The following is a 14,809-nucleotide window of genomic DNA, read 5'->3' on the forward strand; positions in this document are numbered from 1 at the left end:
AATCCTGAAAAGCGCGTTTACCACGATTATGGGTTAACACTCTAAATAGCGGGATCACCGTGATAATTATGCTAGCTCGACGGTCGATGTCTCGTACCCGCTGGCGCGCAATGCACCCACCAGCCGATCGAGATGCGCACGGTCGCGCGTTTCGCATTCGATGTCGGTGATCAGCCCCTTTGCCGGCAATGTCGTGAAGACGCGCTGGTGATAGATTTCAATGATGTTGACGCGTTCCTGATCGAAGATCCGCGCCACGTGGAACAGCGCACCGGGCTTGTCCTGCAACCGAATACGAAGCCGCGCGAGCCGACCCGAGCGCGCCAGATCGCGCAACAACACGTTGGCGAGCAGCCGCGTATCAATATTGCCGCCGCACAGCACGATACCGACGGTGCGCCCCGCGAACCGTCCGGGATGCGACAGCAAGGCGGCGAGGCCCGCGGCGCCGGCACCCTCGACGACGGTCTTTTCGATCTGGAGCAGCAGGCTGACCGATTCTTCCAGGCTGCGTTCGCTGACCAGCAGGATGTCGTCGACCAGTTCGGCAACAATCTTCGAGGTGATCGCGCCCGGTTCCTTGACCGCGATGCCCTCGGCCAGCGTATCGCCTGCGCAGGGCATATCGGTCCCGTTGATCCGGTTGAACATCGACGGGAACAGCTCGGCCTGCACGCCGACAACCTCGATCGGATGACCGCCAGGCTGCTGGCTCGCCACGCGCGCGACAGTCGACATGCCCGAGATAAGCCCCCCGCCGCCGATCGGGATGACCAGCGTGTCGATCTGCGGCACGTCCTCCAGCATCTCGACCGCCACGGTGCCCTGGCCGGCGATGACGCGCGGATCGTCGAACGGATGGACGAAGGTAAAGCCGCACTCGCCCTCGAGGATGCGGGCGTGCGCATAGGCCGCGTCGAACGTCTCGCCGTGGAGCACGACATTGGCCCCGTGGCCCTCGGTCTGCATCACCTTCACGGTCGGCGTATTGACCGGCATCACGATCGTCGCCGGGATGCCGAGCCGGTTGGCATGATAGGCGAGACCCTGCGCATGGTTGCCCGCGGACGCGGCGATCACGCCCTTTGCGCAGGCCTCCGGCGACAGCTGCAACAGCGTGTTGAGCGCGCCGCGCTCCTTGTACGCCGCGGTGAACTGAAGATTCTCGAACTTCAGATACACCGTCGCGCCGGTCATCTGGCTCAGCGTCTTGCTGATCAGCGTCGGCGTGCGGACGATCGAGGCGCGGATCCGGTCGTGCGCGACACGGACATCGTCGATCGAGACGGGGAGGGTGGGTGCCGCTACGGCAGCGTGGGTAGCCATGTCCGACCCGCTAGACCATCTGGCGCAAGGGGGGAACACCGCTTATGCGCGGGACCAATGGCAAAATCGGTTTTCGGCACAGCGCGCGTACAGCACACCTTGCGGGGGACGTCGTCGGCACGGGCCGCGCGTTCCCCGTGCGTATCGTGGGGCGCGAATGCCAAGGCTTTGGTATCGGGCGTAAAGTCCCGAGAACACTGCCGGCCGACCAGTGATCATGCGTGGAGAGTGACGAAGTGATGCGTTTTCTTGTATCTGCGGCGGTCGTCGCGCTCGCCACGTCCCCGGCCATGGCCGACGGCATCGTCGATAACGTCAACGGTATCACGGTCGCCGACGGCGGCCGGGTGATCCATTTCAAGGCGATCCTGATCGACAAGGACGGCCGGGTCACGCGACTTGTTCCCCCGGGCGAAGAGGCGCCGAAGCTCAGCCGCAAGGAACTGAAGAAAAACGCGGGCAAGCCGCTCTACGACTGGCATGTCGACATGAGTGGCAAGACCGTGCTGCCCGGATTCGTCGATGCGCACGGGCATGTGATCGAGATGGGCTTCGGCGCCTTGTCGCTCGATCTGTCGATGACCAAGTCGCTCGACGAGGCCAAGTCGCGCATCGCCGCCTACATCGCCGGCAATCCCGATCGCAAATGGGTGATCGGGCGCGGCTGGAACCAGGAGGCGTGGGGGCTGGGTCGTTTCCCGACCGCGGCGGATCTCGATTCGGTCTCGGGCGGGCACCCGATCTGGCTGTCGCGCGCCGATGGTCATGCCGGCTGGGCGAACCGCGAGGCGATGCGCGAGGCGGGGGTCACCGCGTCGACCGTTTCGCCGGCGGGCGGACGGATCGAGAAGACCGGCGGCGCGCCCGCAGGCGTGTTCATCGATGGCGCGCAGGCGTTGATCGAGAAGGTCGTGCCGCAGCCGCTGCCCAAGGAGCGCGATGCCGCGTTCCTGACCGCCCAGAGCATCCTGCTACGCTACGGCGTCACCGCGGTCGCCGATATGGGCACGACGCTCGACGACTGGCTCACCTATCGGCGGATGGCGGATATCGGCGGGCTTCGCGTCCGCATCATGAGCTATGCGCTGGGCGTCGAGACCGCGAGCCGGATCGGTGGCAAGGGGCCGACGCCCTGGCTCTATAACGATCGCCTGCGGATGGGGGGCGTGAAGCTCTATGCCGACGGTGCGCTCGGCTCGCGGGGCGCGTGGCTTCTCAAGCCCTATGCCGACGCACCCGGCCAGTCGGGTCTCGGCTTCCTCACCGACGACCAGCTCCAGAACCAGATGAGCCGGGCGGCGATGGATGGCTATCAGGTCGCGGTCCACGCGATCGGCGACAAGGCCAACCAGATGGTGCTCGACGCGATCCAGGTCGAGAGCGAGACCTATACCGGCGATCGGCGCTGGCGGATCGAGCATGCGCAGGTGGTCGATCCGACCGACCTGCCGCGATTCGGCAAATTCGGCACGATCGCGTCGATGCAGCCGACGCACGCGACCAGCGACCGGACGATGGCGGAGGCCAGGCTCGGCCCGAACCGGCTGGCAGGCGCCTATGCGTGGAAATCGATGCTGACCAATGGCGCCAAGCTCGCATTCGGCACCGACTTCCCGGTCGAAAAGCCCGATCCGTTCGCGACCTGGGCCGCGGCGTTCACGCGCGCGGATGCCGATGGCCAGCCACAGGGCGGGTGGCAACCGCAGGAAATCGTCACGCGCGAACAGGCGTGGTGGGCGATGACGGGGGCTGCGGCCTATGCCGGGTTTGCCGAGAAGCAGTTCGGCGCGCTTGCCCCCGGCCAGCGCGCGGATTTCATCATCGTCGACCGCGATCCGACGACCGCCTCGCCGACCGACCTGCGCGCGACAATGGTGCAGGAAACGTGGATCGGTGGCGAGAAGGTCTGGGTGCGCAAGTAACCGCGATCCCGCGGGGGGGTTACTGGCGCATCCGGATCAGGCCCTCCTGCGCGACGCTGGCGACGAGGCGGCCGTCTCTTGCGTAGATCTTGCCGCGGTTGAAGCCGCGCGCATGGCCCGACCACGGGCTGTCGCAGGCGTAGAGCAGCCAGTCGTCGGCGCGGAAATCCTCGTGCAGCCATAGCGAATGATCGAGGCTGGCGGTCTGCAGCCCCGGCGTAATCCAGTTCTTGCCGTGCGGCAGCAGCGCGGTGCCGAGCAGCGCCATGTCGGACGCGTATGCCAGGATCGCGCGGTGCATCGCCGGATCGTCGCCGATTGGCGCGCAGAGCCGGAACCAGTTGGCGTAGTGCGGATCCTGCGGCGCCGGATCGATCCAGCTGCGCGGGTTGACCGGACGGACCTCGATCGGCCGCCACCGCAGCATGTGCGCGCGAAACTTCTCGGGGATGCCGTCGATAGTCTCGAGCCGCAGGTCGCGGTCGGAGCGCAAGGTTTCGGGCGCGGGCACGTCGGGCATCGCGTGCTGATGGTGCAGGCCCTCTTCGGGCATCTGGAACGATGCCGCCATGTTGAGGATCGGCTGCCCCTTCTGCATCGCGATCACGCGCCGCGTCGCGAAGCTGCGGCCCTCGAAATCGCGGACGACGCGGAAGACGATGGGATAGTCCTCGTTGCCCGGCCGCATGAAATAGGCGTGCAGCGAGTGGGCGGCCTTGGGGACTTCGGTCGAGCGTTGCGCGGCTTGCAGCGCCTGCGCGATGACTTGGCCCCCGAACACGCGCCCGACGCCACCGGGCTGCCGCTTGCCGACATAGAGGTCGGTGTCGACCTCCTCGATCTCGAGCAGGTCGACGAGACCCTGGGCGAGCGCTTCGGGGGACGTATCGGTAGTATCCAAGCTCATCTGACCTCCATGTTCTCCCGCGAAGGCGGGAGGCCAGTCTGGGCCCCGCCTTCGCGGGGGCACAAGTTCTGGTCAATAGCCGGCAGCGAGCGCCAAACGATCGGCGTGGAAGTTGGCGTCGCCGAACATCTCGGCGAGCACCCGCGCGCGCTTCATGTAGAAGCCGATGTCATATTCGTCGGTCATCCCGATCCCGCCGTGCATCTGCACGCCCTCCTGGACACTGAGCGTGGTCGCCAGCGCGGTCATCGCCTTGGCCACCGACACCGCCTCGTCCGCGCGGTCGCTGCCCTGGTCGAGCAGTTGCTGCGCCTTGAGGACGGCGGCACGCGCGACCTCCATCTCCGAATAGAGATGCGCGGCGCGGTGCTGGAGCGCCTGGAAGCTGCCGATCAGCGTCCCGAACTGCTTGCGCTGCTTCATGTAGCCGACCGTCATATCCATCGCTCCGCCGCCGACGCCGAGCAGCTCGGCCGACGCGGCGGTACGCCCCGCGCGGAGCAGGCGATCGAGCGGCGTGCGGCCGGCATCGACTTCACCGATCACCGCATCCGCGTTGACCTCCACGCCGTCGAACTCGAGGCGCGCGGCAAGGCTGGCGTCGGCGAGGCGCTCGGCATGTGCGGACAGCCCGGCGGCGTCCTTCGGGACGGCGAACAGGGTGATGCCGTCTTTGTCGTCGTCCGATCCTGCGGTGCGGGCGGCGACGATGATCAGGTCGGCGGTGTGGCCGTGCGTGACGAACCTTTTCTCACCGGTCAGCCGGAACCCGTTGCCCGACCGTTCGGCCTTCATCGCGACGGTATCGCGGTGCTTGGCGCGCTCGTCGATCGCGAGCGCGGCGACGGTCTCGCCGGCGATGATCCCGGGGAACCAGCGTTCGGCTTGGCCCGTGCCCTTGAGCGCCTCGACCGCCGCGACCGCGGTGGAAAGGAACGGGGAAGGCGACAGGTTGCGCCCGATCTCCTCCAGCACCACGCCCGCCTCGACATGGCCGAGCCCGAGGCCGCCCTGATCCTCGCCGATCAGGATGCCGGTAAAGCCCATCTCCGCGAACTGCTTCCACAGGTCGCGCGAGAAGCCGGTTGTGTCGTCGGCGTCACGCAAAGCCCGCATATGGCTAACCGGCGCATGCTCCGCGACGAAATCGCGAATGGTGTCCTGCAGGGCGGTCTGGTCGTCGTCTAGATAGAGTGGCATTCTGGTTCCCCCGCGGAGGCGGGGGCCCAGGAGCCCCACGCGCAGCGTTCATGATTCTGGGCTCCCGCCTTCGCGGGAGAACGGTCAAAGGTCAGGCGGGCAGTTCGAGGATCCGCTTAGCGATGATGTTGAGCTGGATCTCGCTCGTTCCGCCCTCGATCGAGTTCGCCTTGGTGCGCAGCCATGACCGGGGGACAGCCCCGCCGCGCGATCGGTCGCTGTCCCATTCGAGCGCGTCCGAACCGCCCGCCGCCATCATCAGCTCGTACCGCGACTTGTTCAGCTCGGTGCCGTAATATTTCATCATGCTCGGCTGCGCTGGGTGCGCCTTGCCCGCCTTCAGTTCGTCGATGAACCGCTCGGACATCGCCCCGAACGCCTTCGCCCGCACCTCGAACACCGCGATCGACGCGCGCAGCAACGGATCCGCGAGCCGGCCGTTATGCCCGAGCCCGACGGTGGCGATCGCACCGTCGATCAGCGGATTGCCGCCGCCCGACGCCAGCCCCATGCCGGAAATCATCTCGCGCTCATGCCCGAGCAGATATTTCGCGACGTCCCAGCCCTTGTTCTCCTCGTAGACCCGGTTGATCTTGGGCACCTCGACATTGTCGAAGAACGTCTCGCAGAACGGCGAATTGCCGCTGATCAGCAGGATCGGCTTGGTCGACACGCCGGGCGAGGCCATGTCGAACAGCACGAAGCTGATTCCGCCCTGCTTGCTCGTCTTGTCGGTGCGGACGAGACAGAAGATCCAGTCGGCCTTGTCGGCGTAGGAGGTCCACACCTTCTGCCCGTTGACGAGATAATGGTCGCCCTTGTCCTCTGCCGATGTCGCGAGCCCGGCGAGGTCGGAGCCCGCATTCGGCTCGGAATAGCCCTGGCACCAGCGGATCTCGCCGCGCGCGATCTTGGTCAGGTGATCGAGCTTCTGCTCCTCGGTGCCATATTTCAGCAGCGCCGGCCCGAGCATCGAGATACCGAACGAGTTGAGCGGGTTGCGCGCCTTTATTGCCGCCATCTCTTCGCGCAAAATCTTGGTCTCGGCCGGCGACAGCCCGCCGCCGCCATAGGCCTTGGGCCAGTCAGGGACGGTCCAGCCCTTGGCGGCCATCTTGTCGAGCCACTCCTTTTGCGCCGGGCTCGACGGCTTGAACTGGCGCCCGCCCCAGCAGACATCGTCCTCCGAGCGCACAGGTTTGCGCATCTCGGGCGGGCAGTTTTCCGCGAGCCAGGCGCGGGTTTCGGACCGGAAAGTGTCGAGGTTGGACATCGGATCAGCTCCTGCTTAATCGGTGGGCGAGCGCGGCGACGGCGATCGCGTCGTGGTCGCGGTAACGGTTGGTGATGACCTGCACGCCGATCGGCAGGCCGCGCGGGTCGATCCCGACGGGCACGCTGGTCGCGGGCAGATTGGGGAAGGTGGCGAGACCCGCCCAGGCGAACTGGACGCCGAACGGGGTGTCCTCGCCGTCGATCGACAGCGTGCGTCGCGCGACATTGCGCTCGGCGATGTGCGCGAAGGCGCTCACGCCGCTGGCGGGCGCGATCACCGCGTCGAACTCTTCGAACAGCGCGCCCCATGCGCGCTGCAGCCGCGCCTGCGAATCGAGCAGGTCGAACCAGTGCGACAGCGTCGCGACCTTGCCGTCACGCGCCGGGCCGCCGCGCGTCATCGCGATGCCGAGCATCCGCATGTAATCCGCATGCTGCGCCGCCAGGTCGATCGCCGGCGCGGCGTGCGACACGATGGCAGCTGCGCGGCCCAGCACCTCCCCGACATGCTCGATCGCCGACACAATCGACGAATCCACGCGCGCCGCGGGATGCGCGGTCAGCAGCAGGATCCGCGGCCGGGCGAGGTCGACGCTCGGGCGGGGCAGCGGGAGGTCGGCAAGGATGTCGAGCGCGACGGCCAGATCCTCGGAATCGCGCGCGAGCGGGCCGATCACGCCCAGGACGGCGCTTGCCCCGTCGGTGCCGGGAACGCGGTGGCCGATGTCGGACAGCACGCCATAGGTCGGCTTGTGCCCCCAGACACCACAGAACGCGGCGGGTACGCGGATCGAGCCGCCGATATCGGAGCCGAGTTCGAGCGGCACCATGCCCGAGGCGAGCGCAGCCGCGCCGCCGCCCGACGATCCGCCGGGGGTGAGGGTGGTGTCGAGCGGATGGTTGGTGCGGCCATAGATCTGATTGTCGGTTTGCCAGTCGCTCAACCGCACTGGCACGTTGGTCTTGCCCAGGATCACCGCGCCCGCCGCTTTCAGCCGGGCGACCGCCACCGCATCCCGGTCGACGATGTTGTCGCGGTGGACCCCGACGCCCCAGCTGGTCGGCAGGCCGGCGACGTCGAACGATTCCTTCACGGTCATCGGCACGCCGAACAGCGGGCGTTCGTCCGGACCTTCCGCGTCGAGCGCGCGTGCGGCCTCCCGCGCCCGGGCGAAATCGCGGACGACGACGGCGTTGATCGCACCGTCGCGCGCCTCGATCCGCGCGATTGCCGCATCGCACTCGGCGAGCGCGGTCGTCTCACCCGCACGGATCGCCGCCGCGGTCTGGAGCGCGGAGCGGCCCATCAGCGTGGGATCGCCCGGACGAGGCGGCGGCGCGCGATCACTTCAGGCGACCACCCGAGCTCGCTGCGTCCTTCAGCGACTTCGCCACCGGGAAGCCGTATTTCTCGAGCCCCGCGACGACCTTCGCCAGCCCCTCGGACTGCGCCCAGAACATCGGGCCGCCGCGATAGACCGGCCAGCCATATCCGTAGATCCAGACCACATCGACGTCGGACGCGCGCTGGGCCTTGCCCTCCTCGAGGATCAGCGCGCCCTCGTTGACCATCGTGTAGAGCGTGCGGACGACGATCTCCTCGTCGCTGATCTCGCGCGGGGTGACGCCCGACTTGGCGCGGAAATCGTCGATGATTTCCGTCACGCGGGGGGAATTCGACGGCGTGCGCTTCTCGTCATAATCGTAGAAGCCCGCCTTGGTCTTCTGCCCCCAGCGGTTTTCGGCAGCGAGTGCGTCGCGAATGTTCTCGATCCGGCTCGGGTCGCGGTGCCATCCGATGTCGACGCCGGCGAGGTCGCTCATCTGGAACGGGCCCATCGGCATGCCGAACGCGACGTGGACCTTGTCGATCTGCTCGGGGCTCGCGCCTTCGAGCAACAGTTTGGTCGCCTCGACCTGGCGCGGCATGAGCATGCGGTTGCCGATGAAGCCGTAGGTGACGCCCGCGACGACCGCGACCTTCTTGATCTTCTTGGCGAGCGCCATGACCGTCGCGAGCACGTCGTCCGCGGTCTTGTCGCCGCGCACCACTTCGAGCAATTTCATCACGTTGGCGGGCGAGAAGAAGTGCATCCCGACGACGTCCTCGGGACGCTTCGTGCAGGCCGCGATCGCGTCGATGTCGAGATAGGAGGTGTTCGAGGCGAGGATTGCGCCGGGCTTGGCGATCGCGTCGAGCTTGGTGAAGATGTCCTTCTTCACCTCCATCGTCTCATACACCGCCTCGATGATCAGGTCGCACTCGGCGAGATCGGCGAAGTCGAGCGTCGGCTTCAGGGCGCCCATCGCCTGTTCGACCTGTTCGGGCTTCATCCGGCCCTTGGCGGCGGTCGCCTCGTAATTCTTGCGGACGACACCGGTGCCGCGATCGAGCGCGTCCTGCTGCATCTCGACGATCGTGACGGGGATGCCCGCGGACAGGAAGTTCATCGAGATGCCGCCGCCCATCGTGCCCGCGCCGATCACGCCGACGCGCTTGATCTCGCGTAGTTTGGTGTCGGCGGGGACGTCGTCGATCTTGGCGGCCTGGCGTTCGGCGAAGAAGATGTGGCGTTGCGCGGCGGACTGGACGCCCATCATCAGCGCCATGAACTGTTCGCGTTCGAACGCGATACCCTCGGCGAAGCTGGAGCCGTCCGCGGCCTTCTCGACGCAGGCGATGTTGGCGGCGGGCGCGTCGAAGTTGCGGAAGCGGCGCGCGTTTTCCGTCTTGAACGCGGCGACCGCGTCGGGATCGGCCTGCGCGGTCTTTTCGGACGCGCGGGGCAGGGGACGCTTGGTCGCGATCTCGCGCGCGAACGCAATGGCGTCGGCTGCAAGCGAGTCCTCGCCGACGATCTTGTCGATCAGGCCGGCGTCGAGCGCCTTCTTCGCCGAGATCGGATCGCCCTTCGCGGTCATCTCGAGCGCGAGCCTCACGCCGGCGATGCGCGGGATACGCTGCGTGCCGCCGGCGCCGGGGAGCAGGCCGAGCTTCACCTCGGGCGTGCCGATCTTGGCCGAGGGGACGGCGACGCGGTAATGGCAGCCGAGCGTGACCTCGCACCCGCCGCCAAGCGCGGTGCCGTGGATCGCGGCGACGACCGGCTTCGACGAGGCCTCGATCATGTCGACGACGGTCGGAAGGCCGGGCTCGATCATCGGCTTGCCGAATTCGGTGATGTCGGCGCCGGCGAAGAAGGTGCGGCCGTCGCAGCGGATGACCATCGCGGTGATGCTGTCGTCGCCGACGCCTTCGTTGATCGCCGCTTCGAGACCCTGGCGGACCGCGGCGCCGAGCGCGTTTACCGGCGGGTTGTTCGAGATGATCACGAGGACGTCGTCATGGCGTTCGGTGCGGATCGGGCTGGTCATCATTCTCTCCTGGTGCTGGCCCCGTCATCCCGGCGAACGCCGGGACCCAGAGCCAAAATCGGTGTGCGTGCGGCCCTGGGTCCCGGCGTTCGCCGGGATGACGGCCGTGTCTGGATCAGGTCATCGCGGCGTAGATCATCGTCTTCAGCTCGCGGCGGATCGGATAGAGGCTGCTGGGCGAGAGCTGCGTCATGAACACCATCGAGACGCGCTCGATCGGGTCGACGAAGAACGCGGTCGAGAACATCCCGCCCCAATAATATTCGCCCTGCGACCCCGGCACCATCGTCTTGGCGACGTCGTCGGTGATCGCGAAGCCGAGACCGAACCCGGTGCCCGCGTTCGATGCCTCGCTGAACAGCGACTTCGACATCGTCGCGAGATCGGATTTTCCGGGCAGGTGGTTCTGCGTCATCAGGGCGAGCGTCTTGCGCCCGAGGATTCGCGCGCCGTCGAGTTCGCCGCCGTTCAGCAGCATGGTGTTGAACCGGTGGTAATCGAGCGCGGTCGACACGAGTCCGCCGCCGCCGGAGACGAGCTTCGGCATCCGGCTCCACCCGCTGTCCGCGCCGCGATCGTACATCACGCGGCCCTTGCCGGGCACAAGCGTGTAGCAATCCGTAAGGCGGTCGATCTTGCCCTTGGGGACCTGGAAAAACGTGTCCTTCATCTTGAGCGGTGCGAAGATGCGCGTCTTGAAGAACTGGTCGAGCGGCAGCCCCGACACGCGCTGTACGACCGCGCCGAGTACGTCGGTCGCGACCGAATAATTCCAGGCGGTGCCCGGCGAGAATTCGAGCGGGATCTGCGCCAGCGCGGCGACGAAGCCGTCGAGATCATGGCCGCCATGCCAGTTCTCGATCTTGGCTTCGCGATAGGCGGCGTCGATGTTCGAACGATTCTGGAAGCTGTAGGTGAGCCCGGCGGTGTGGCGGAGAAGGTCGATCATCCGCATCGGCTCGGCGGTCGGCTTGGTCACGAACGGCGCGCCCCCCGCGCCACTACCGCCGCCGCCGTCATAGACGCCGATATCCTTGAATTCGGGCAACACGTGATGGACCGGCGTATCGACCGCGACGAGGCCTTGCTCGACGAGCATCATGAAGGCGACCGAGGTGATCGGCTTGGTCATCGACGCGATCCGGAACAGCGATCCTTCATCGACCGTCTTGCCGTCTTCGCGGGCGGCGCCGGCATGCGAGAAATGCACCACCTCGCCGTCGCGCGCGATCAGCAGCTGTGCGTTGGGGAGCTTGCCCGAATCGAGATAGCGGGTCTGGAGCAACGCATCGATCGCGGCCAGGCGGCTCGCGTCGAAGCCATGGGCCGAGGGCTTGGCGATTTTCATGTTTCGATCGTCCCCGTCACGGCCCGCTCCATACCCCTAGTTCGAACTTAATGCCTCTATTGCCTTGAGCGAAGCAGGAATCAACTATAACCTGTCTTCGAACAGGCGATAAGCCAAACCCGAAATTCAACTCTGGAGTCAACCGGTCTTGGCAAGCGAACCGATCATCGCACGCGATTCCTCCTGGCCGGCGATGTCACTCGCCGATGCCGAGCGACTGCTGACCGCACCCGGCGCGAAGTTCGAGATGGCGACACTGGCGATCGACGGCATCGAGACGCGAATCTGGAAGAACGCGCCGCCGTCTCTGCGCTGGCTCGCCGAGGCGGCGCGGGCGCATGGCGAGCGGGTGTTCACGGCCTATGAGGACGAGCGCGTCACGTACGAGGCGAATTTTCGCGCGATCGCGGTGCTGGCGCACCGGTTGCGCGACATCGGGATCGGCGCTGGCGACCGCGTCGCGCTGGCGATGCGCAATCTGCCCGAATGGCCGGTGGCGTTCTTTGCCGGGGCGAGCATCGGCGCGATCATGGTACCGCTCAATGCGTGGTGGACCGGCGCGGAGATGGAATACGGCCTCGCCGATTCGGGCGCGCGCGTACTCATTACCGATGACGAGCGGCATCACCGGTTGGAGGGGGCGTATGCGACTCTGCCCGCGCTGGAGTATGTGTTCGTCGCGCGTGCGGCGGAACCGCTGACGGGAATCGTGACGCGGCTGGAGGACGTGATCGGCACGCCGCACGACTGGGCGGCGTTGCCCGATATCGGCCTGCCCGAGGCGACGATCGCACCCGACGACGATGCGACGATCTTCTACACCAGCGGCACCACCGGCGCCCCCAAGGGCGCGCTGGGCACACATCGCAACATGATGTCGAACATCCTGTCGGGTGGCTATTCGTCGGCGCGGTCGTTCCTGCGGCGTGGCGAGGCGCCCGCGGAGCCGACGCCGCGCGTGACGCTGACGGTGATCCCGCTGTTCCACGTCACCGCGTGCTCGGCGGGGATGATGGGGGTGATCGCGACGGGCAGCACGATGATCTTCATGCGCAAATGGGACACGATCCGCGCGATGGAGATCATCGAGCGCGAGAAGGTGAACATCACCGGCGGCGTGCCGACGATCGCCTGGCAGCTGCTCGAACATCCCGATCGCGACAAATACGACCTCTCGTCGCTCGAATCGATCGCTTATGGCGGCGCGCCCGCGGCACCCGAACTGGTGAAGCGCATCCATGCCGAGTTCGGCGCGATGCCCGGCAATGGCTGGGGCATGACCGAGACGATGGCGACCGTCACGCATCACGGCGCCGAGGAATATCTCAACCGCCCGACCAGCGCGGGGCCACCGGTCGCGGTTGCCGACCTGAAGATCGTCGCGGACGACGGCGTGACCGAGCTGCCGGTGGGCGAGATCGGCGAACTCTGGGCGCGCGGGCCGATGATCGTGAAGGGGTATTGGAACAAGCCCGAGGCGACCGCAGCGACGTTCGTCGAAGGCTGGGTGCGCACCGGCGATCTCGCGCGGCTGGACGAGGAAGGGTTCTGCTACATCGTCGACCGCGCCAAGGACATGATCATCCGCGGCGGCGAGAACATCTATTCGAGCGAGGTTGAGAACGTCCTCTACGCACACCCCGCGGTGACCGATGCGGCGCTGATCGGCATTCCGCACCGGATCCTGGGCGAGGAGCCCGCGGCGGTGGTGCATCTCGCGCCGGGCGCCGTGACGACCGAGGCGGAGTTGCAGGGCTGGGTGCGGCAGCATCTGGCGGCGTTCAAGACGCCGGTCGCGGTGCGGTTCGTGCACGAGACGCTGCCGAGGAACGCGAACGGCAAGATCCTGAAGAAGGACCTGCAGGGGCTGTTCGCTGATCGGGTCGCGTGACGGCTTAGGAAATCCGGAAGAACGTCGTCATCCGGAAGGAAATCAGGGCGATGGGTTGAGGGGGCCTGTTCCTTGCCAGCCTTCGCACGCGCGTTTCGACGAATTCGATCCGCCGCGCGCCTGATGCTTGTCAGCACCGCCCGATTACGGGATGGGGGTGACAAAGGAATTATCATGACGGACGAGGGCCTTCGCCACGAAACGAACCAGCCAGACGGCGGGGGCGGCGCCGTTGCGGAAGGCCCGCCGGCCGAAAGTGCGTTCGGACTGCCGATCGCGGTCGGGGTCGAGGATGCGATGCGAATCGCGCAGCGGCGCGATCGCCTGCTCGCGGCGCTCACGCTGACCGCCGGTGTCGGCCTCATCCTCGCCATGCCGTTCGCGCTGAAATCGGGGGCGGAGTTCTTCCTGCCGCTCACGATCGCGCTCGTGATCTCGGTCGCGCTCGTGCCCGTGCTGGAATGGCTCGAGCGTCGCCACGTGCCGTCGCCGCTTGCCGCGATCCTGTGCATCCTCGTCTTCCTGATCGCCGCGAATATCGCGATCGCCGCGATCCTCGTGCCTGCGACCGATTTCTTCCGGCTGCTGCCGACCCGGCTCGACCGGATCCAGAGCAACCTTGCGCCGCTGCTCGATCTGTATTCGAGCCTCGAGAAATATGTGAACAAGACGCTGCGGCAGGTCGCATCGACGCCGATCAAGCAGCCGGCCACCGCGGGCGTCGCCGCACCAGGCTCGATCCTCGAACTCGCCGCGACGTCCGCGCCTGCGGTCATCGTGCAGTTCCTGTTCGGCGTCCTGATCGTGTTCTTCTTCCTGTCCGGCTGGACGCGGATGCGGCGGCAGACGATCACCGGGCGGACCAGCTTCGACGGCGCGATGGCGACCGCGCGCGTGATCCAGGACATCGTCGACGACGTGTCGGCCTATCTGGGCACGATCACGGTGATCAACATCCTGCTCGGGATCGTTACGGGCGCCGCGCTGTGGTTCATCGGCATGCCCTATCCCGCGATGTGGGGTGGGATCGTCGCGCTGCTCAACTATATTCCGTATTTCGGGCCGGTGATCGGCGCGTTCCTGCTCGCGCTCGGCGGGTTGATGACGTTTTCGGACATCTGGATGGCGTTGCTGCCGCCCGCGCTGATGTACGGGCTGCATCTGATCGAGGCGAACGCGATCACGCCGTTCGTCGTCGGGCACCGGCTGACGATCAGCCCGCTGCTGATCCTGATCTCGCTGAGCTTCTGGGGATGGGTGTGGGGCACGTCGGGCGCGCTGCTGGCGGTTCCGCTGCTCATCATCCTCCAGACGGTCATCAAGGCGGCTGGCAAGCCCGATATCGCCGGCTTCCTGTTCGAGCACGGGACGCTTGTGCAGCCCAAGGCGGGGCGAAATCGTCGGCGTGGCGACCCGCCCGAGGCACAACGTGAAACAGGTGGCTGAAATGGGGGTTGACGGTATCCGAACCCTCGCCTAGTTGCCGCCTCCACGCTGTTTCAGCGGGTGTAGCTCAGTTGGTTAGAGCGCCGGCCTGTCACGCCGGAGGTCGCGGGTTCGAGTCC

The 14,809-nt window shown here is 66.7% G+C and carries 10 protein-coding genes; 3 read left to right on the plus strand and 7 right to left on the minus strand.

Annotated features, from left to right (window positions below):
- Positions 1–66 precede the first annotated feature (66 nt).
- Positions 67–1,326, minus strand: a complete 1,260-nt coding sequence (locus ASE88_RS14545) for a threonine ammonia-lyase (protein ID WP_055877988.1) — start codon at positions 1,324–1,326, stop codon at positions 67–69.
- A 239-nt stretch (positions 1,327–1,565) separates the two neighbouring features.
- Between ASE88_RS14545 and ASE88_RS14550 the strand changes: the two genes are divergently transcribed.
- Entirely contained in the window at positions 1,566–3,248 is a 1,683-nt protein-coding gene (locus tag ASE88_RS14550; RefSeq protein ID WP_056478822.1) for an amidohydrolase, read from the plus strand.
- A 19-nt stretch (positions 3,249–3,267) separates the two neighbouring features.
- Here the strand turns inward: ASE88_RS14550 and ASE88_RS14555 are convergent, their stop codons facing one another.
- The 6 genes from ASE88_RS14555 to ASE88_RS14580 all read right to left on the minus strand — a co-directional run bounded on the left by ASE88_RS14555 (position 3,268) and on the right by ASE88_RS14580 (position 11,353).
- The gene (locus ASE88_RS14555) at positions 3,268–4,155 is read right to left on the minus strand and encodes an acyl-CoA thioesterase (RefSeq protein ID WP_056478825.1); all 888 of its coding nucleotides are present in this window, start codon (positions 4,153–4,155) and stop codon (positions 3,268–3,270) included.
- Between the two features lie 72 nt (positions 4,156–4,227).
- Positions 4,228–5,355 carry an acyl-CoA dehydrogenase family protein gene (locus tag ASE88_RS14560; RefSeq protein WP_056478828.1) on the minus strand — a complete coding sequence of 376 codons (1,128 nt, stop codon included), beginning with the start codon at positions 5,353–5,355 and terminating at the stop codon, positions 4,228–4,230.
- A gap of 91 nt (positions 5,356–5,446) precedes the next feature.
- Positions 5,447–6,628 carry an acyl-CoA dehydrogenase family protein gene (locus tag ASE88_RS14565; protein WP_056478832.1) on the minus strand — a complete coding sequence of 394 codons (1,182 nt, stop codon included), beginning with the start codon at positions 6,626–6,628 and terminating at the stop codon, positions 5,447–5,449.
- Between the two features lie 4 nt (positions 6,629–6,632).
- Positions 6,633–7,937 (minus strand): amidase family protein, encoded by a 1,305-nt coding sequence (locus tag ASE88_RS14570; protein ID WP_056478835.1) that lies wholly within the window; start codon positions 7,935–7,937, stop codon positions 6,633–6,635.
- Between the two features lie 37 nt (positions 7,938–7,974).
- Positions 7,975–10,005 (minus strand): 3-hydroxyacyl-CoA dehydrogenase NAD-binding domain-containing protein, encoded by a 2,031-nt coding sequence (locus tag ASE88_RS14575; RefSeq protein WP_056479629.1) that lies wholly within the window; start codon positions 10,003–10,005, stop codon positions 7,975–7,977.
- A gap of 115 nt (positions 10,006–10,120) precedes the next feature.
- On the minus strand, positions 10,121–11,353 hold the full coding sequence (locus ASE88_RS14580; RefSeq protein WP_056478838.1) for a serine hydrolase domain-containing protein: 1,233 nt from the start codon (positions 11,351–11,353) through the stop codon (positions 10,121–10,123).
- 193 nt (positions 11,354–11,546) lie between these two features.
- Between ASE88_RS14580 and ASE88_RS14585 the strand changes: the two genes are divergently transcribed.
- Together ASE88_RS14585 and ASE88_RS14590 are read left to right on the plus strand one after the other, a co-directional pair.
- Positions 11,547–13,244 carry a class I adenylate-forming enzyme family protein gene (locus tag ASE88_RS14585; RefSeq protein WP_056479632.1) on the plus strand — a complete coding sequence of 566 codons (1,698 nt, stop codon included), beginning with the start codon at positions 11,547–11,549 and terminating at the stop codon, positions 13,242–13,244.
- Between the two features lie 297 nt (positions 13,245–13,541).
- Positions 13,542–14,690 (plus strand): AI-2E family transporter, encoded by a 1,149-nt coding sequence (locus ASE88_RS14590; protein ID WP_156357063.1) that lies wholly within the window; start codon positions 13,542–13,544, stop codon positions 14,688–14,690.
- The last annotated feature ends 119 nt before the right edge of the window (positions 14,691–14,809 follow it).

It is taken from the genome of Sphingomonas sp. Leaf38 (assembly GCF_001421825.1).
In the GTDB taxonomy this organism is placed as follows: domain Bacteria; phylum Pseudomonadota; class Alphaproteobacteria; order Sphingomonadales; family Sphingomonadaceae; genus Sphingomonas.